We start from the raw sequence: 17,579 nt of genomic DNA, 5'->3' as shown, positions 1-17,579 counted from the left end.
GTCGGTTGGGTGATCGCCATGGATTACCGTCGCCCGTTGAGCGTGGAGGTGCCGAAGATCAACTGCTGGGCCATGGGCCGCCCGATGAAGCGTGCAGGGAAGATCGGTGCCGGGGCACTGGCCTCATCCAGCCGTCTCAGTTGCACATCGCTCAGCACCACGGTGAGCGCGCCGAGGTTGTCTTCTGCCTGCGCCACGGTGCGTGCGCCGATGATCGGTGAGACCACGGCCGGGTTGGCAAGCGTCCAGGCGATGGCCACCTGCGAGCGGGAGACTCCCAGTTCCTCGGCCACCTCACCCACTACCTCGGCGATGGCCAATGAGCGTTCGTTGAGATGACCGATCGATGCGATCACGCCTTTGCGGCTGCTCGCCACGTCCGCGCCATTTTCGTCGGACAGATCCTCGCGCGTGTATTTGCCGGTCAGGATGCCGCCGCCCAGTGGCGACCGGGGAAGTACACCCAGGCCCAGGGCCTGCGCCATCGGCAGCAGCTCATGTTCCACCGTGCGTTCCACCAGACTGTATTCGATCTGCAGCGCCACCAACGGGGCCCAGCCACGCAGGTCGGCCAGGGTCTGCAGTTCGGCCACGCGCCAGGCAGGGGTGTTGCAGATGCCCAGGTACAGCACTTTGCCACCTCGCACGAGATCGTCGAGTGCGCGCATCACTTCGTCCGGCTGGGTGGTGAAGTCCCACGCATGCAGGTACATCAGGTCGATCCGGTCGGTATCCAACTGGCGCAGGCTGGTCTCCACCGAGCGCACCAGGTTGTAGCGATGGTTGCCGCCGGCGTTGATGTTGGTGGGATCGCGGGCCATCGTGAATTTGGTGGCCAGCACCAGCCGGTCGCGCTGGGCCTTGGCGAAACGACCGAGGATCTGCTCGGCGGCTCCGTTGGTGTAGTTGACCGCGGTGTCGATGAAGTTGCCGCCACGGTCGAGGTAGGCATCGAAGATCCGCCGGGCCTCGGCGTCGTCTGCACCCCAACCCCAGTCGGCGCCGAAGGTCATCGTGCCCAGTGAAAGCGGCGAGACGCGCAGGCCGGAGCGGCCCAGCAGGCGATAGTGATCGAGCGAGGTGGGTGAGGTCATGCGGGCGTTCTCCATGGCGGGACAGGGCGGTGCCTGCGTGGCCCCATTGTTCCGGCAGCCCATGCCGGGCCGGTAGCAACGTCCTCCGGAATGCTTGCACGATCGTCCGGATGCGACGGATGATGGGGTCGCCCAGCGCATGATCGGAGATCCTTGGCATGACCTCATTGGCGCAGTTCCGTGACGCCATCGCCCGGCACGCGCCGAGGGATGGCACCTTCGCCTCCGTGCTGCCCGGGGTGAGATTGATCCGCTGCGCCACGCCGACGATGCCGATGCCGGTCATCTATGAGCCGACCGTCTGCTTCGTGGCACAGGGCCGCAAGCGCGCGACGCTGGGCGCCAGCGTGCTTCACTACGATCCCACCAGTTACCTGATGGCCTCGGTGGGTCTGCCGGTGATGGGCGCCGTGATCGAGGCGACGCCGGCGCACCCTTATCTGAGCCTTCAACTCGATCTGGATCCGGCACTGCTGAGTGAGCTTGCGCTGCAACACCCTCGACCGGCGGGCGAGCGCGCGGTCGCCGCGGGTCTGACCCTCACTGCAATGACGCCTGGGCTGCTGGACGCGTGTGCCCGGTTGGTCGCCTTGCTGGATGCGCCGGACGACGCACGGGCCCTGGGCGACCTGATCGTCCGGGAAATCCTGTACCGGCTGCTGACCGGCCCGAATGGTGGCGTGCTGCAGGCGATGACACGGGCCGACGGCCGGCAGGGGCAGATTGCCCGGGCGATTGTATGGATCCGGGCGAACTTCACGGGCGCCTGCCGGGTAGAAGAGCTGGCACGTGTGGCGGGCATGAGCCGATCCACCTTCCACCAGCATTTTCGGGCCGTCACGGCGATGAGTCCGCTGGATTTCAGGACGCAATTACGCATGCAGGAAGCAAGGCGCCTGATGGTGGGCGACGGGATGGAGGCGGCCAATGCCGGCTATGCGGTGGGCTATGACAGTCCCTCGCAGTTCAGCCGGGATTATTCGCGACTGTTCGGTGCGCCGCCGGCAACGGATGCCAGCCGCCTGCGGCTGGAAAGCAGGGCATCGCGCGTACGCAACTGAACACGCCGCCTTTCGGCGGCTCGTCCATCTTCTTTCTGCAGGCTCAGGGCGCGGGCATGTCCCGATAGAGCGCTTGGCTGCTCAGTACCTTCAATCCATCTGGACCGCTGTGGAGCAACCGCTGCTCGCCGACGGCCTGCTGCCACTGCAGCTGGAACCCTTCGGCGCCGGGCAGCCGGGCGGCCAAGGCGAGAAGATGCTCACGCGCCTGCGGACCGTCGCTGTCGAACTGCCCCCAGCGTTGGTCGTGGCAATGAACGATCAGACGATAGCTGCTCATGCGTGGGCCTTCTCAGTGTCGGCAGTGCGAACAGGCAACGCATCCAGCCAGCTGCCGAACAGATCGCGGGCGGCTGCCGCCAGCGGCGCGGCGTAGCGCTGGGCCTGCTCGCGCAGGGTGCGTGGGTCGATGCCTGCATGATCCAGTTCGTCGGCGTGGCCGATCAGCCAGGTTTCCAGGCGGGTGGCGTCCACTTCGGGGTGGCATTGCAGCGCGAGCGTATGGCGGCCGACGGCAAAGGCCTGCTGGGCGCAGGCGGCGGTCGCCGCCAATCGCGTTGCTCCGGCCGGCAGGCTGAAGCCCTCGCCATGCCAATGCAGGACAGGGATTCCAACCAGCGCGCGCAACGGCGACGCCAGTCCGGCATCGGTCAGCGACAGCGGTGCGAAGCCGATCTCCTTGCCGCCCATCGGCGTCACCGTGGCACCCATTGCGCGGGCGATCAGCTGTGCGCCCAAGCAGATGCCCACGGTCGGACGATGCGCCAACAGTCGATCCTGCAGCATCGACTGCAAGCGAACCAGGTGCGGGTATTTGTCGTGGTCATTGGCGCTGATGGGGCCACCCAGCACGATCAGCAGGTCGGCATGTTCGGCAGCCTCCAGTGGATCGATGCCCGCCTGGAGGCGCTGCAGCGCCCAGCCGCGCTCGGCAAGCAAGGGTGCCAGGGTCCCACTGTCTTCGAAGGCGACGTGATGGATGGCCACGGCGTGGCGACGTGCAGCAGGCATCATGGCGCGCCCTCCGTCGCAGGCGCTGGCCAATAGAAACTGTCCGGCGTCGAGCGCGCGCCGAAGATGGCCTGGCCCACGCGCACGACGGTTGCGCCTTCCTCGATGGCAATCTCCAGGTCACCGGACATGCCCATCGAAAGGTCGTCAAGGCGGATGCCCGGCGGCAGCGTGGGGCGCAGCCGTTCGCGTAGCTCGCGCAGACGCGCAAAGCAGGGGCGTACCTGTTCCGGGTCGGATGAGAACAGCGCCAGGGTCATCAAACCGCGTACACGCAGGTTGGAGAAGGCGGGCAGCTGCTGCACGAAGTCGGCGACCTCGATCGGGTCCAGGCCGTACTTGCTGTCTTCGCCGGAAGTGTTGACCTGCACGAACACATCCAGCGTGCGCTGCTCCAGTTCAAGACGCTGATCCAGTGCCTGCGCCACGCGCAGGCTGTCCAGTGCCTGGAACTCGCTGGCGAAGCGCGCGACGTCGCGTGCCTTGTTGGTCTGCAGATGGCCGATCACCGACCAGCGCAGGCCGGGCAGGTCGGCCAAGGCAGCCGCTTTGCGCTGGGCTTCCTGAACTTTGTTCTCACCCAGTTCGTGGCAACCGGCGTCCCAGGCCAGGCGCAGCCGGGCTTCGTCAACGGTCTTGCTGACCGGCAGCAGTCGCACGCTGGCCGGGTCGCGGCCGGCAAGCGCGCAGGCGCGGGCGATGCGCTCGCGTACCGCCTCGAGGTTGTGACGGATCTCGTCGACGGTGGTGGCCTGTGGCCAGGTGGGGGCAGCAATGGGCATGGACAGCTCCGGAGGCGGGGACGGCTGCACGGCGGCGGCGCACATGCAACACTGTCCCGTGACGATGGATATATTGGCATAGGACAAAATGAAAATCATCGGCCAGACCGCCAGTGCGGTGTTCGAGAGCATTCGTCAGCAGGTGCTCAGTGGTGCGTTGGCACCCGGGCAGCTGCTGCCACCGGTCCGTGACCTCGCGCTCGCGCTGGGAATCAACCGCAACACGGTCGCGTCCGCGTACAAACGACTGGATGCCGCAGGGCTGGCCCAGACCCAGGGCCGGCGTGGCACGGTAGTCAGCGCACGGCCCAGCCAAGGCGCGCAGGAAGGCACGCAGCCGGGCTCGGCGCTGCACGATCTGGCCAGTGGCAATCCTGATCCGCGCTGCCTGCCGGATCTGCGCGCGCTGTTGCCGGCGCGGTCGCCGCGTCTGTATGGCACACCGACGATCGATCCGGTCCTGGCCGCGCTCGCGCATCAACAGTTGGCCGGTGATTGTCCGTCCGGATATGCGCTGGAACTGGCACATGGGGCGGTTGACGCGATCGAGCGGGTGCTGGCGTGCTGGCTGGTGGCTGACGATCCAGTGGCGGTGGAGAATCCGTGCTTCCTCGGCAGCCTCAATACCTTGCGTGCCGCCGGTTACGACGCGCTGGCCGTGGCAATCGACGAAGAGGGCATGCAGGCCGAGGCACTTGAGCAGGCCCTGGCGACGGGCGCGCGGGCAGTGCTGCTGACCCCGCGGGCGCACAACCCGACCGGCGCCAGCCTCAGCCGGCGCCGTGCGCGCGCGCTGCGGCAGGTGCTGGAACGGTACCCACAGGTGCTGGTGCTGGTCGATGACCATTTCGCATGGTTGTCCCGGCAGCCGTATCACGCCGTGATTCCGCCAACGACCCGCCGCTGGGCACTGGTGCGCTCGCTGTCCAAGTCACTGGGGCCGGACCTGCGCCTGGCCCTGATCGGGTGCGATGCCGAGACGGCGGCACGGCTGCGCCTGCGGATGGCGCCGGGTACTGGCTGGGTGAGCCATCTGTTGCAGGACGCGGCGGCGGCGGCGCTGGGGTCGCCGCGGGTCGCTACGCGGATGAAGCGGGCCGGGGACGATTACCAAGCGCGGCGGGAACTGCTTCGCCAGGCGTTGCAGGATGAAGGCGTCGCGGTGCCTGCGGCGATGGATGGGTTGAATCTGTGGTTGCCGTTGAAGCAGGACAGCCAACCGCTGGTGATGGCCCTGGCCCAGCGTGGCTGGCAGGTGCGGGCCGGCGAGGTGTTCTCGGTGAATATGCCCGTGCACGGGCTGCGTATCACCACTGCAACGCTCACTGCCACGGAGGCACGACGCTTCGCCAAGGATCTGGGCGAGGCGATGGCCGGCTGAGCTCAGGGGGCGGCGGCGGCGTTCGGGCTGACGTAGTGCGACTGTCCGTTGTCATTGACGAAGATCAGTTCCGGCTTGCCCTGCCAGGAGGTCAGCATCGCACCGGTGCTGTTCTGGTGCTTGATCACCAGGGTCGCGCCACGGTCCGGATTGGCGGTCACCTTGAACACCTCGGTGGTGCCGGTGGCATCGTCCAGGGTGAGGATCGCCTCATCGCCGAGATCGGCGGTGCCGAAGCCGCCACGCTCGGCGCCATCCGCGCCCAGCAGGACCATGCCGGACAACGGTGAGGCGCGCGGACCTTGGCCGGCGTCCTGGGTGAGCGGATCGGGGACGGGGGCGCCGAGGATCACCCGTGCCTGGCCAGTGGCATCGCGGATCACCAGGCCGCGTGCGGTGATGACGCGCTCATCGGACTGGCTCTGATGCAGTTGCAGCGCGGTCCAGCCGGAGACAGCCAGAGCGAGGCTGGAAATGACCAGCGTGGTGACAGTCAACGCGCGCGACATGCAGTTCTCCGGATCCTTGGAAGGCTGCGACGATACCGGATAGGCCGTTCACGACACCAGTCGGAAAAGTCTGGAATTGCATTCAGAGCGTGAAGTCGGTCACGGGATGGCTCAGCGGAAATCGCGGCTGTGGGTGCGCACACCGTCGATCAGGGTGTCGATGTTGTGCATCTGGCGGACGATCAGGTGCTGCACGCCGTCCACGCGTTCGAGCCGGCCGTCGATCTGCATCAGTTGCGCTTCAACCAGCACGCGATGCTGGCGGTCGGCGATCTTGCGCCAGACCACCGCATTGACCATGCCGCATTCGTCTTCCAGGGTGAGGAAGGTGACCCCGCTGGCGGTCTGTGGGCGCTGGCGCATGCGCACCAGCCCGGCAAAGCGCACGCTGCGCCCGTGTGGCAGGGCGGCCAGTTCGTCGGAGCGGTGGCAGCGGCGCTGGCGCAGCTGGCTGCGGATGAAGGAAACCATGTGCCGGCCCAGCGTGGTGCCGGTGGTGTTGTAGTCGGCCTGCATGTCCTCGAACGCGCTGGGCAGCGGCAGCGGGACGGCGGCTTCGGCGGTGGCGCGTGCAGCCTCGAACAGCGGCAGCGGCTTTTCCACGCCGGAAACCTCCCAGCGCGCACGATGGCGATGGCCGCTCAATCCCTTGAGTGCACCGGCATCGGCCAGCAGGCCCTGGTGGCGACGGTCCAGCTGTGCGCGCTGGCTCAGATCGGCCACGCTCTCAAAGGGCGAACGGTGGCGTGCCTGCACCACGCCGGTGGCGACCGCCTCGCTGAAGCCATCGACCATGCGCAGCCCCAGCCGGATGCCGAACGGCCGTCCCGACGAGGTGGGCGGCACCAGCGTGCAGTCCCAGTCGCTGTAGCGTACGTCCACCGGCAGCACCGGCACGCCATGGCGGCGCGCGTCCTGCAGGATCTGGTCCGGGGTATAGAACCCCAGCGGCTGGCTGTTGATCAGGCTGGCGGCGAATGCAGAGTGGTGATGGCACTTGAGCCAGCAGCTGACATAGGTGATCAGCGCGAAGCTGGCCGCATGGCTTTCCGGGAAGCCATAACTGCCGAAGCCTTTGATCTGCTCGAACAGGCGCTCGCCGTATTCGCGGCTGTAATTGTTGGCGGCCATGCCGGCGAGCAGCTTGTCGCGGTGCGGCTCCAGTCCGCCGTGGCGCTTCCAGGCGGCCATCGAGCGGCGCAGTGCGTCGGCCTGCCCGGGGCTGAAACCGGCGGCGGCGACCGCCAGCTGCATCACCTGTTCCTGGAACAGTGGCACGCCCAAGGTACGCTTGAAGACCTTCTCCAGCTCGGGCGGGTAGTCGACCTCTTCGATGCCTTCTTCCTTGAGCTTCTTCCGTCGGTTCAGATACGGATGGACCATGTCGCCCTGGATCGGGCCAGGGCGCACGATCGCCACTTCGATCACCAGATCGTAGAAGCAGCGCGGTTGCATGCGCGGCAGCATCGCCATCTGCGCGCGCGACTCGATCTGGAACACGCCCAGGGTGTCGGCGCGGCAGATCATGTCGTAGGTGGGCCCATCGTCCTGCGGAATCTTCGCCATGGTCATCGCCGGTCCGCCATGCGCCTCCAGCATGGCCAGGCATTTGCGTACCGCGGTGAGCATGCCCAGCGCCAGGCAGTCGACCTTCATCAGGCCGGTGACATCCAGATCATCCTTGTCCCACTGGATCACGGTGCGGTTGTCCATGGCCGCGTTCTCCACCGGCACCATTGTGGACAGGGGGTGTTCGGAGATCACGAAACCACCCGGGTGCTGGGACAGGTGGCGCGGGAAGTCGACCAGTTCGGCGGTCAGGGCGACCACGCGCCGCATCAGCGGGGTCTCCGGATCGAAGCCGCGCTCGCGCAGGGCCTCGGGCAGTGGCTCGTGGCTGCTCCAGCGGTCCAGGCAGGCAGCCAGTTCGTTGACCTGGTCCGGCGGCAGGCCCAGTACACGCGCCACATCGCGCACCGCGCTGCGGCCACGGTAGCTGATCGCCACGGCGGTCAAGGCGGCGCGCTCGCGGCCGTAGCGGTTGAACACGTACTGCAGCACTTCCTCGCGGCGTTCGTGTTCGAAGTCGATGTCGATATCCGGCGGCTCATCGCGTTCGGCGGAGATGAAGCGCTCGAACAGCAGCGCCATTTCGCTGGGGTCGATCTCGGTCACGCCCAGCACGTAACACACCGAGGAATTGGCGGCCGAGCCGCGGCCCTGGCACAGGATCTGTTGGCCGCGCGCGAAGCGCACGATGTCGTGCACGGTCAGGAAGTACGACTCGTACTGCTTGGTGTGGATCAGTGCCAGTTCGTGTTCGATCTGGTGGCGCTGCTGGGGCGTCTCGCCCGCTGGCCAACGCCATTGCATGCCTTCTTCCACCAGCACCCGCAGCCAGCTGGCCGGGTCGTGACCGGCCGGCACCAGCTCGCGCGGGTAGGTGTACTTCAGTTGTTTGAGATCGAAGTGGCAGCGCTCGGCGATGCGCACGGTTTCGGCCAGCAGCTCGGGCGGATACAGCGTGGCCAGGGCCTGACGGGTGCGCAGGTGGCGCTCGCCGTTGGGAAACAACCGCCAGCCGGCTTCGCCGAGCGTGCAGTGGTGGCGGATCGCGGTGAGGGTGTCCTGCAGCGCGCGGCGGCGGCGCACGTGCATGTGCACATCGCCGCTGGCCACCAGTGGAATGCCCTGGTCGCGGCCGAAACGACGCAGGCGCTGCAGGCGCGCGCGATCATCGGCCTCGCGGTGCAACTCGACTGCCAGCCACAGCCGCTGCGGAAAGCAGGCCTGCAGCCACTGCGCATCCTCGATGCCCGGGGTAGGGTCTGCCCACAGGCACAGCAGGCCGGCGTGCAGCTGTGCGATGTCGCTGCGCAGGCAGCGGTACTCGCCCTTGGGCGCACGCCGGCGGCAGGTGGTGATCAGCTGGCACAACGCGGCGTAGCTGCCCTGGTCGGTGCACAGCAGCACCAGTTTCGGGCCGTCCTCCAGCTGGAATTCGGCACCGGTGATCAGGGGCAGTGCGTGCTTCTTCGCGGCCTGCCAGGCGCGCACGATGCCGGCCAGCGAGCACTCATCGGTGATCGCCAGCGCATGGTAGCCCTGGCCCTTGGCGCGCGCGAACAACTCTTCGGCGATGGACGCGCCGCGCTGGAAACTGAAGGCCGACAGGCAATGCAGCTCGGCGTATCCGGGCAGCGGTGCGCTCATGCGAACCAGCCGTGCAGCATGAACGGTCCGCTGCGTGCATCGGCGGCGGTGTAGGCCCAGCCGCGCTGGCCTTGCGTGGTTTCGACCACGTAATAATCGCGGCGGATGTCGTCGGCATCCCACCAACCCGACTCGATCCGCTCCGGCCCGGACAGGATGCGCAGGTGCGGATCCTGCAATGCCTGCGGCTTGGCCAGCAGCCAGCCCGGGCGCATAGGCAGTGCCGGGGGCGGGGCCTTGGGCACGCCCTGGGTGTCACCGGTCGCGCGTTCGGGCCGATGGTCGGCGCGCAGTCCCAGCCCCTGCACGGCGTCATCGCCGAGCCGGGCGCGAAGACGCTCGCGCAGCTGTTCCCAGGGCATTGCCTGCTGCGGGCGCGGGTCGAACAGATCGCGTGCGGCTGGGACGAACGGCGGCAGTTGCTCGGCTTGGAGGCGCAGGCCGCGGCTGCCGGCCGGCAACTGCAGATGATCCACGCGGTTGCGGGCCAGCTCGAACAGCATCGCCGGTTCGCGCTCGGGCGCGAGCAGGCCGATCGAGAGCCGCGTATCGGGATGGTGTTCGTGTTCGAACCACAGATCGAACTGCAGCACGCCGCCATCGCGTGAGCACAGGAATGCGGCCAGATCGGCCGTCAGACGCCGCAACGGAAACAGCATGGCCTGGGTGGACTCGACCTCGTACTCGAACTCGATGCGCGCATCGAAACGGTCCGGCGGCTGGAAGTAGCGCAGTGGCGGCGTGCTGATCCCACGCAGCGCATCCAGATGCGCCAGGACCTGCGGTGGGAAGCGCCGGGCCAGGCTCTCGCGCGGCAGACCGAAGGCGGCGCCCAGCGTTCGCAGGCCCGAGCGCGCCAGCACCGTAACCGCTTCGACCGGCAACCCGCTGCGTTCGATCGGCACCTGTGCCAGCGCGGCATCCAACTGATGTGCATCCACGCCGAGCCGGCCATGCACGCGGGCCAGCACGCTGGCGGCATGCGGATTGGGTGCGGCCACCAGCCGATGCCGGAAACCCAGTTCGGTCAGGCCACGGGTGAGCCGCTGCTCGACCTTCGGCCAATCACCAAACAGCGCGCGACTGGCGCGGATCTCCAACGCCAGCGCGTGCGGGAAATCCAGGCTGACCTGCGAGCTGATGCCGTACAACCAACTGGCCAACAGCTGCCGGGTGGCCTGTTCGGCGCGCGGGTCGTACTCCACGGTGAGCATGTCGCGGGTGAGCACCTGCGCGGCCGAAAGCAGCATGCCGCGGCGCAGCCCCCGCTGCCGCGCAGAGGGGCTGACCGCATGCAGCACGCGCCGCTGCGCCGGGCCGGTGACCAGCACCAGCGGCGCGGCCGGGCCCGGTTGCTGGCGCAGGGCAGCATCCAGCGCCAAGTGCGGCAGCAGCAGGCAGGCCCAGTCCATGGCGGCGGCTCAATGGGCCACGGCCAGCGGCAGCGGCTGGGCCGGTGCCAGCCCGCCACGGCATTTGAGGACACGCACCTGGCCATCGTCGAGCTGCAGGCGCAGCGCGGCCGGGGAGGGATTGCGCGCGTGCCGGGCATCGCGGAAGGAAAAGCCCAGGCACTGGCCGGTTTCGGCGGCCACCTGCAGCCGGCGCAGCGCCCGGTCATCGGCCTGCTGCGGCCAGCACAGCACCGCCGCGCACGCGGCCGAGCGGAGGCATTGTTCGGCGGCCCACAACGCATCGCGCGGGCTGGCCTGGACCACCTGCACCTGGCTCAGTGCCAGTCCCGCGCGGGCCCAGGCCGGGGCATGCGGCAGGTGCGGCGGGGCAATCAGCACCACGGTCTGCTGTTGCTGGCTCAGCCGCGCCAGGGTCGGCCAGACCAGGGCCAGCTCACCGACCCCGGGCGAGGCCAGCAGCACCTCCGACAGCGCCGAGGGCGGCCAGCCGCCGCCGGGCAGGCGGGCATCCAGCGCGGGGTGCCCGGTCGGGTGGGGCGCCACCTCCGGGAAGGCCGCACGCGGTTGCCCCCGCCAGACCCGGCGGGTTTCCAGCAGCCGGTCCAGGGCCAGCACGGCGCCCATCAGCGGGCCACCCGGCAGGGCTGGAACAGACGGAAACGGGCAGGAATCAAGGGCATGGCGGCGAGTATCGGCAGCACGCGTGTCAAAGGCTGAGACCGACAATCCTACCCGCAATTAGTAAAAATGCTAACGAATTCGGCAGCCGGATTCCGAACCGGTTGAGGGTGCTGAATGCTTCAGCAGCGCCGCCACGCAGGGCGTGGATCTCTGCGGGGCGGGGGACTCAGCGCCCCTGCGGATCGGGCCGGTGATGCACGTACTCGACCACGGTGCCGTCCGGATGCACGGCGTTGAAGGCCGCGCCAGTGGGCACGACCTGCAGTGGAAAGATGATCTGCGCCCCCGCCGCCACCAGCCGGTCGTAATAGGGCTGCACGTCATCCACCAGCAGCGTGCCGGTGGTGGAGGTGAACGGGGCCAGCTTGTCCGGCGCGCCTTCGATCAGCAGGAATGCCCCGACCATCGCCAGGCGCAGGCCGGCCTCGGGGAACGGAAAGCCCGCATCGGCGACCACGCCCTGCAACTGCTCGTAGAACGCCACGCGTGCTTCCAGTTCGCCCGGGCCGACGAACACCCGGATCAGCACCCGCGGGCTGCGTTGCCGGGAGGTATCGTTGCGGTCGCGCCAGAGTTGATCGAAGTGGCGGTGTGGGGGCATGCGGCGGCTCCGGGACGTGATCGCTCATTATCGAGCCGCGATCCGGCGGGAACCGGGAGGGACTCATGACCACCGGTGATGGTGTGATAACCCGTCATCGCCCACCACACCACCAGCGCGAGCAGCGACACACCGGCACCCGCCATGCAGACCCCGGGCCAGCCGAACGCGGCATGCAACGCACTGCCGGCCAGCGCACCCAGCCCGCTGCCGGCAGCGTAGAACAGCATGTAGGCGGCGATCACCTGGGCCTGTGCGTGCGCGGCTGCGGCCAGAATCCGGCTCTGGTTGGTCACATGCAGCGCCTGCACCGCCAGATCCAGCAGCAACACGCCGAGCACCAGCCAGCCCAGGTGGCGGGACATCGCGGCGATCAGCAGCCAGCTCAGCAGCATCAGCCACAGGGCACCGGTGGTGATCCGCCCGGCATGGCCCCGGTCACTCCAGTGCCCACTGCGTGCCGCCGCCAACGCACCGAGCAGGCCGACCAGCGCGAAGGCGCCGATGGCGGTGTGGCTGAGGACATAGGGCGGCGCGCCCAGCGGCAGGCTCATGCTGCTCCAGAACAGGCCGAACACGGTGAACAGCAGCAGGCCCAGCACGCCGCGCTGGCGCAGCACCGGCTGTTGCCGCAGCAAGGCTATCAACCCGGTTCGCGCGGTGGGAGGCGTCGAGACCGGCAGCCGTGGCAGGCGTGCCCACAGCAAGGTGCCCGTCACCACCATCAGCGCCGCAGAGAGCAGGTACACCGCCCGCCATCCGCCCAGATCGGCTACCGCACCGGCCACCACGCGCGCCATCAACAACCCGACCACCACGCCCGCCTGTGCGGCGCCGACCACGCGGCCGCGCTCGTGCTTGCCTGCAGCGGCGGCGGCATAGGCGATCAGCCCCTGGGTCATCGCGGTGCCGAGCAGGCCGACCGCCAGCATGCTCAGCAGCAGACTCCACGCCTGGGCGGCCAGCGCGACGGCCAGCAGGGCCAGCACCAGGCCACCGGTCTGGATCGCCATCAGGCGGCGACGGTCCATGCGGTCGCCGAGCGGGACCACCCACAGCAGCGCGGCGACCGAACCCAGCTGAGTCGCGGCGATCACCGCGCCGATGCGGGCGGTGCTGATCTGGAGATCGGCGGCCAGGGCGTCCAGCAAGGGCTGGGCGTAATAGACATTGGCCACGTTCAGGCCCGCGGCGCAGGCAAACAACAGCAGCAGGGCGAACGGGAGGCGGGAGGTAGGGGGTTGGGCGATGATCGCCATTATTTAGTCTCAAAATAGAACCAGTTGATTCTGGGTCATCTGGTTCTAAAATGAAACTTAGAAAGGAGTCCGCTCATGACAACCGATGCCACTACCTCCTGCCCGGTGGGGCGCGCGCTGGATCTGGTCGGCGACCGCTGGTCGCTGCTGATCGTGCGTGAGGCCTTCGATGGGGCGCGCCGTTTCAGTGACTTCCAACGCCGCTTGGGGATGTCGCGCAGCATGCTCAGCCAGCGCCTGCAGGCCTTGCTGGAGGCGGACGTGCTGGCCCAGCAGCCCTTGGGCGAGGGCCGGGGCTATCAGGAGTACGTGCTCACCGAGCGCGGCCGCGCGCTGTTCCCGCTGGTGGTGGCGCTGCGCCAATGGGGCGAGGCATTCCTGTTCGGGCCGGGCGAGCCGCGCTCGGTACTGCAGGCCGCCAGCGATGGGTTGCCGCTGGCACCGATGCAGCCGCGTGACCAACGCGGGCAGGTCGTGGAGGCCGCCGCTACAGCAGTGATCAAGCCGGTTTCGGCGTAAAAGGGAACGCCCCTGGCGTCTCAAATGTAAGCATCCTGTTGACAGGCATGAACAGGCTCGGACACTCTTCGGGGGTGAGGCGCTGGTCAGGGCCTCCCGGGTGGTGCGGCTGTCACGACGGGCGGAGGGGCCTGGACGTAGCCGTCATCGCCTTGCGTTGTAAACGGTTCCGCGCGCCCGCGCGTGGTTCCCGCCGACATGGCGCTGCACCCTTCTGCGGCAAGACTCCCTGGATTTATTGCGCAAGCAAAGGTGTTTCGTCCGCTCATGAAAACGATTTCAAAGCCCCTGGCCCTGACGGCCGCCATCGCGCTCTCGCTGAGCGCTTCCGCCTGGGCTGCCGCCCCGGTCGCCACCACCGACGCGTTCACCGTGCTCACCCTGGAACAGACCCCGGGTGATCTGGATGCGGCCGTGGTTGCCGCACAGTTGGAACAGCTGCAGGTCGATGCCCTGACCGTGCGCAACGTGGAGCGCCGCGCCGACCGCGTGGATCCGCTGCAGAGCCTGGCCGATGCGCTGGGTTATCACTATCGTTTCGTGACCGCCGATCCGGCCGCTGCGCAGCAGACCGGCAGCGTCGTGCTGACCCGCCTGCCGATCGAGGCCGAGTCGGGCACCGAGCGGCCATCGCTGAATTACCTGCGCCTCAACGATGGCCGCCACGTGGTCGCGCTGTACACCAGCGCCGCCGATGCCGCAGCACTGCCGCCGCTGGTCACCGGCTCGCGCCTGGGTGCACCGGCCGTGCTGCTGGGCGCGGTCAGCGCCGATGCGGCCACCACCGCGGGCTTTGATCCGTCGCGCGTCGCGCTGGAAGCCAACGAAAGCTACTTCAGCGATGGCTTCCAGTCCGCCACGTCGGCGGCGATCAAGCTGCGCACCCATGACGGCAAGAAGGGCACCACCGCAGCCACGCTGCTGACCCTGGGCTATGCCGCGCCGGTCGGTGGCGAAACGCCGTGGATGGACACTGGCCTGAACGCCGATGCCCGTGCCAAGGCGCTGGTCGCGCAGATGACCGTGGACGAAAAGTTCCAGATGCTGCACAGCTACTTCGGGCTGGGCAAAGACGGCGGTCCGCTGCCGGAAGGCGCGGTCGGCTCGGCCGGTTTCGTGCCGGGCGTGCCGCGCCTGGGCATTCCCTCGCAGCAGTCGGCCGATGCCGGTGTTGGCGTGACCAACCCGGGCGGCATCCGCAAGGGCGACCACGCCACCGCGATGCCGTCCGGCCCGTCCACGGCCTCCAGCTGGAACCCGGATATCGCCTTTGCTGGCGGCGCCACCATGGGTCGCGAAGCCTGGCAGCAGCGCTTCAACATCCTGCTGGCCGGCAGCGTCAACCTGCAGCGCGATCCGCGCAACGGCCGCAACTTCGAATATGCCGGTGAAGATCCGCTGCTGGCCGGTGTGCTGGTCGGTGAGTCGATCCGCGGCGTGCAGAGCCAGCACGTCATCTCCACGATGAAGCACTTCGCGCTCAACGACATGGAGACCTCGCGCAATTTCCACAGCGCCGAGATCGGCGAGCAGGCGATGCGTGAATCGGACCTGCTGGCCTTCGAGATCGCCATGGACATCGGCAAGCCCGGTTCGGCGATGTGCTCGTACAACCGCATCAACGGCACCTACGGCTGCGAACACGATTACCTCATGAACGAGGTGCTCAAGCAGGAATGGAAGTTCCCCGGTTTCGTGATGTCCGATTGGGGCGGCGTGCACAGCGGCTCCAAGGCGGCGCTGGCCGGTCTGGACCAGCAGTCGGCCGGTGAGGTGTTCGACAAGGCGGTCTATTTCGACGAGCCGCTGCGCCTGGCCGTGGCCGGTGGCGTGGTGCCGCAGGCGCGCCTGGACGACATGGTCGGTCGCATCCTGCGCACCATGTTCGCGCACGGCAACTTCGATCTGCCGCCGGTGCATGAGCCGATCGATGATGAGGCCGGCTTCCACGCCGCGCAGCGCACCGTTGAAGAAGGCAGCGTGCTGCTGCGCAATGCCGATGATCTGCTGCCGCTGGGCAAGGACGTGCAGCGCATCGTGATCATCGGTGGCCATGCCGACAAGGGCGTGATCGGTGGGGGTGGTTCGTCGATGGTGGGTTGGACCGCGCGGGGCACCAATGCGGTGCCGGGCGTGATGCCGACCACCTGGCCGGGCCCGGTGATCTTCCACCCGTCCTCGCCGCTGGAAGCGCTGCGCGCCGAGCGTCCGGATGCTCGCATCGATTACGTGGATGGCCGCGATGTGGCTGCCGCCGCGCGCGCTGCCGCTGCCGCCGATGTGGCCATCGTGTTCGCCACGCAGTGGTCGGCCGAATCGGTCGATCTGCCGCACATGCAGCTGCCGGACAACCAGGACAAGCTGATCGCCGGGGTGGCCAAGGCCAACCCGAAGACCGTGGTGGTGCTGGAAACCAATGGCCCGGTCGAGCTGCCGTGGCTGCAGCAGGTGCCGGCCATCCTGCAGGCCTGGTACCCGGGCATCCGGGGCGGTGAAGGCATCGCCGCGCTGCTGACCGGCAAGGTCAATCCGTCCGGTCGCCTGCCGGTGACCTGGCCGACCGATGTCAGCCAGCTGCCGCGCCCGCACGTCAATGGCCTGGGCTTCAACCCGAAGAACAAGCCGGATGACACCATCGATTACGACATCGAAGGCGCCAACGTCGGCTACAAGTGGTTCGCCGCCAAGGGCCTGACGCCGCAGTACGCGTTCGGCCATGGCCTGTCCTACACCAGCTTCGGCTACGACAACCTGCAGGTGGTGGTGGAAGGCCAGCGTGTGGTCGCCAGCGTGGACGTGCGCAACACCGGCAAGGTCGCTGGTGCGGACGTACCGCAGCTGTACCTGCAGCTGCCGCAGGGCAGCACCACGCCGATCCGCCTGATCGGCTTCCAGAAGGTGACGCTGCAGCCGGGCGAAAGCCGCCGGATCCGCATCGAAGCCGAGCCGAAGACGCTGGCCAGCTTCGATACCGCTGCCAAGCAGTGGAAGATCGCCGGTGGGCAGTACGAAGTGCAGCTCTCGCGCGCGGCCAATGCACCGGTGCAGCGCGTGCCGCTGGAGCTGGCCGAGCAGGTGGTCCGCTGAGCTGACGGGCAGGGCACGACCGTGGGTCGTGCCTCCGGTCACCCCGGCAGATGCTCGCGCAGGTGCGCCAGCAGCAGCCGGACCCGGCGCGAGGGCTGTGCAGTGTTGGGAAACACCGCATAGACGCCCTGGCGCGGGAAACGATGACGGCGCAGGATCGGCAGCAGCCGGCCCTGCGCCAGATCGTCATCGATCAACCACTGCGGCAACACGGTCGCGCCGGCCCCGGCCAGCGCGAATGCACGCAGGGTGGAGGCGTTATCGACCGTAACCACCGCATGGGCGGGGTTGCAGGCAAACAGCTGGTCGCTGCCATCGGGCGCCACCAGCGGCAGATCCGCCAGGCGCGGATACCCCAATCGCGGCAGCGTACGGACCCAGTCCGGATCATCGCGCGCGGCATCATCCGGCAGCATGGACAACAACGACGGCGCGGCGACCGCGTACAGCGCGTGTTCGTCCAGCAGAGTCGCGCGCAGCTGCGAGTCCTGCAGCCGCCCCAACCGGATCGCCAGATCGAACCGCTCGGGAATCAGGTCCGCCGGCGCCGGTGAGGTGGACAGGTGCAGGCGCAGCTCGGGATGCAGGGCACGGAACGACTCCAGCACCGGCACGACCCGGGCGATCGCGTACTCCGGCGTGGTGGTCAGCCGCAGCGTGCCACGCAGCTGCAGCTGTTCGCTGCGGGCCTCATCGATCGCCAGCTCGGCAGTCGCCAACAGGGCGGTGCAGTGCTGGTAGAAGCGTTCGCCGGCCTCGGTCAGTGCCAGGCTGCGGGTATTGCGCACCAGCAGGGTCACGCCCAGTTCCTGCTCCAGCCGTTTGAGGTTGAAGCTCACCACGGCCCGGCTCTGGCCAAGGCGCTGCGCGGCAGCGGTCAGGCTGCCGGCATCGACAATCGCCTTGAAGGTCTCGAAGCGGTCCAGGCTGACCATGGCGGCGCTCTGACTGTCAAAAATGGTTTGA

Annotated in this window: 15 protein-coding genes; 4 read left to right on the top strand and 11 right to left on the bottom strand. The window is 68.1% G+C overall.

Annotated features, from left to right (window positions below):
* Positions 1-23: 23 nt before the first annotated feature.
* On the bottom strand, positions 24-1,094 hold the full coding sequence (locus K4043_RS02925) for an aldo/keto reductase (protein WP_265308139.1): 1,071 nt from the start codon (positions 1,092-1,094) through the stop codon (positions 24-26).
* 158 nt (positions 1,095-1,252) lie between these two features.
* On the opposite strand from K4043_RS02925, the gene K4043_RS02920 reads away from it, so the two are divergent.
* Positions 1,253-2,155, top strand: a complete 903-nt coding sequence (locus K4043_RS02920; RefSeq protein WP_265308138.1) for an AraC family transcriptional regulator — start codon at positions 1,253-1,255, stop codon at positions 2,153-2,155.
* Positions 2,156-2,198: 43 nt separating this feature from the next.
* Here the strand turns inward: K4043_RS02920 and K4043_RS02915 are convergent, their stop codons facing one another.
* Genes K4043_RS02915 through K4043_RS02905 form a run of 3 tightly spaced genes read right to left on the bottom strand, consistent with a single transcriptional unit; the run spans position 2,199 to position 3,948 of the window.
* Positions 2,199-2,435 (bottom strand): hypothetical protein, encoded by a 237-nt coding sequence (locus K4043_RS02915; protein ID WP_123729491.1) that lies wholly within the window; start codon positions 2,433-2,435, stop codon positions 2,199-2,201.
* A complete protein-coding gene (locus tag K4043_RS02910; protein WP_265308137.1) occupies positions 2,432-3,169 on the bottom strand; it encodes a glutamine amidotransferase in 738 nt (245 codons plus the stop codon). The genes K4043_RS02915 and K4043_RS02910 overlap by 4 nt, the downstream gene beginning before the upstream one ends.
* Positions 3,166-3,948, bottom strand: coding sequence for a YggS family pyridoxal phosphate-dependent enzyme (locus K4043_RS02905; protein WP_265308136.1), 783 nt, complete (start codon positions 3,946-3,948; stop codon positions 3,166-3,168). Before K4043_RS02905 ends, K4043_RS02910 begins: the two co-directional genes overlap by 4 nt.
* Before the next feature lie 88 nt (positions 3,949-4,036).
* Here K4043_RS02905 and ptsJ point away from each other — a divergent pair, with 88 nt between their 5' ends.
* Positions 4,037-5,329, top strand: a complete 1,293-nt coding sequence (ptsJ, locus tag K4043_RS02900; protein WP_265308135.1) for a transcriptional regulator PtsJ — start codon at positions 4,037-4,039, stop codon at positions 5,327-5,329.
* Positions 5,330-5,331: 2 nt separating this feature from the next.
* Here the strand turns inward: ptsJ and K4043_RS02895 are convergent, their stop codons facing one another.
* The 6 genes from K4043_RS02895 to K4043_RS02870 all read right to left on the bottom strand — a co-directional run bounded on the left by K4043_RS02895 (position 5,332) and on the right by K4043_RS02870 (position 13,007).
* Positions 5,332-5,838: a hypothetical protein gene (locus K4043_RS02895; RefSeq protein WP_123729489.1), complete on the bottom strand. Its 507-nt coding sequence runs from the start codon at positions 5,836-5,838 to the stop codon at positions 5,332-5,334.
* 111 nt (positions 5,839-5,949) lie between these two features.
* Positions 5,950-9,051, bottom strand: coding sequence for an error-prone DNA polymerase (locus K4043_RS02890; RefSeq protein WP_265308134.1), 3,102 nt, complete (start codon positions 9,049-9,051; stop codon positions 5,950-5,952).
* The gene (locus K4043_RS02885; protein ID WP_265308133.1) at positions 9,048-10,463 is read right to left on the bottom strand and encodes a DNA polymerase Y family protein; all 1,416 of its coding nucleotides are present in this window, start codon (positions 10,461-10,463) and stop codon (positions 9,048-9,050) included. The genes K4043_RS02890 and K4043_RS02885 overlap by 4 nt, the downstream gene beginning before the upstream one ends.
* Before the next feature lie 9 nt (positions 10,464-10,472).
* Positions 10,473-11,090, bottom strand: a complete 618-nt coding sequence (gene imuA, locus K4043_RS02880; protein WP_123729486.1) for a translesion DNA synthesis-associated protein ImuA — start codon at positions 11,088-11,090, stop codon at positions 10,473-10,475.
* 223 nt (positions 11,091-11,313) lie between these two features.
* A complete protein-coding gene (locus tag K4043_RS02875) occupies positions 11,314-11,748 on the bottom strand; it encodes a glyoxalase (RefSeq protein ID WP_070425312.1) in 435 nt (144 codons plus the stop codon).
* A complete protein-coding gene (locus K4043_RS02870; RefSeq protein WP_265308132.1) occupies positions 11,670-13,007 on the bottom strand; it encodes an MFS transporter in 1,338 nt (445 codons plus the stop codon). The genes K4043_RS02875 and K4043_RS02870 overlap by 79 nt, the downstream gene beginning before the upstream one ends.
* A 75-nt stretch (positions 13,008-13,082) precedes the next feature.
* Between K4043_RS02870 and K4043_RS02865 the strand changes: the two genes are divergently transcribed.
* Positions 13,083-13,526: a helix-turn-helix domain-containing protein gene (locus tag K4043_RS02865; protein ID WP_265308131.1), complete on the top strand. Its 444-nt coding sequence runs from the start codon at positions 13,083-13,085 to the stop codon at positions 13,524-13,526.
* Between the two features lie 267 nt (positions 13,527-13,793).
* Entirely contained in the window at positions 13,794-16,613 is a 2,820-nt protein-coding gene (locus K4043_RS02860) for a glycoside hydrolase family 3 C-terminal domain-containing protein (RefSeq protein ID WP_123729483.1), read from the top strand.
* 38 nt (positions 16,614-16,651) lie between these two features.
* Here the strand turns inward: K4043_RS02860 and K4043_RS02855 are convergent, their stop codons facing one another.
* On the bottom strand, positions 16,652-17,548 hold the full coding sequence (locus K4043_RS02855; protein ID WP_265308130.1) for a LysR family transcriptional regulator: 897 nt from the start codon (positions 17,546-17,548) through the stop codon (positions 16,652-16,654).
* Between the last annotated feature and the right edge of the window lie 31 nt (positions 17,549-17,579).

Source organism: Stenotrophomonas sp. SRS1 (assembly GCF_026130205.1).
Lineage (GTDB): Bacteria > Pseudomonadota > Gammaproteobacteria > Xanthomonadales > Xanthomonadaceae > Stenotrophomonas > Stenotrophomonas rhizophila_B.
Note: the sequence above shows the minus strand (reverse complement) of the source record. Positions and strands in the feature narration are given on the sequence as shown.

What these genes read in the sequence shown, in the direction of transcription:
- K4043_RS02925 (WP_265308139.1), bottom strand. Translation starts at nt 1,094, where the DNA reads ATGACCTCACCCACCTCGCTCGATCACTATCGCCTGCTGGGCCGCTCC.
- K4043_RS02920 (WP_265308138.1), top strand. Translation starts at nt 1,253, where the DNA reads ATGACCTCATTGGCGCAGTTCCGTGACGCCATCGCCCGGCACGCGCCG.
- K4043_RS02915 (WP_123729491.1), bottom strand. Translation starts at nt 2,435, where the DNA reads ATGAGCAGCTATCGTCTGATCGTTCATTGCCACGACCAACGCTGGGGG.
- K4043_RS02910 (WP_265308137.1), bottom strand. Translation starts at nt 3,169, where the DNA reads ATGATGCCTGCTGCACGTCGCCACGCCGTGGCCATCCATCACGTCGCC.
- K4043_RS02905 (WP_265308136.1), bottom strand. Translation starts at nt 3,948, where the DNA reads ATGCCCATTGCTGCCCCCACCTGGCCACAGGCCACCACCGTCGACGAG.
- ptsJ (WP_265308135.1), top strand. Translation starts at nt 4,037, where the DNA reads ATGAAAATCATCGGCCAGACCGCCAGTGCGGTGTTCGAGAGCATTCGT.
- K4043_RS02895 (WP_123729489.1), bottom strand. Translation starts at nt 5,838, where the DNA reads ATGTCGCGCGCGTTGACTGTCACCACGCTGGTCATTTCCAGCCTCGCT.
- K4043_RS02890 (WP_265308134.1), bottom strand. Translation starts at nt 9,051, where the DNA reads ATGAGCGCACCGCTGCCCGGATACGCCGAGCTGCATTGCCTGTCGGCC.
- K4043_RS02885 (WP_265308133.1), bottom strand. Translation starts at nt 10,463, where the DNA reads ATGGACTGGGCCTGCCTGCTGCTGCCGCACTTGGCGCTGGATGCTGCC.
- imuA (WP_123729486.1), bottom strand. Translation starts at nt 11,090, where the DNA reads ATGGGCGCCGTGCTGGCCCTGGACCGGCTGCTGGAAACCCGCCGGGTC.
- K4043_RS02875 (WP_070425312.1), bottom strand. Translation starts at nt 11,748, where the DNA reads ATGCCCCCACACCGCCACTTCGATCAACTCTGGCGCGACCGCAACGAT.
- K4043_RS02870 (WP_265308132.1), bottom strand. Translation starts at nt 13,007, where the DNA reads ATGGCGATCATCGCCCAACCCCCTACCTCCCGCCTCCCGTTCGCCCTG.
- K4043_RS02865 (WP_265308131.1), top strand. Translation starts at nt 13,083, where the DNA reads ATGACAACCGATGCCACTACCTCCTGCCCGGTGGGGCGCGCGCTGGAT.
- K4043_RS02860 (WP_123729483.1), top strand. Translation starts at nt 13,794, where the DNA reads ATGAAAACGATTTCAAAGCCCCTGGCCCTGACGGCCGCCATCGCGCTC.
- K4043_RS02855 (WP_265308130.1), bottom strand. Translation starts at nt 17,548, where the DNA reads ATGGTCAGCCTGGACCGCTTCGAGACCTTCAAGGCGATTGTCGATGCC.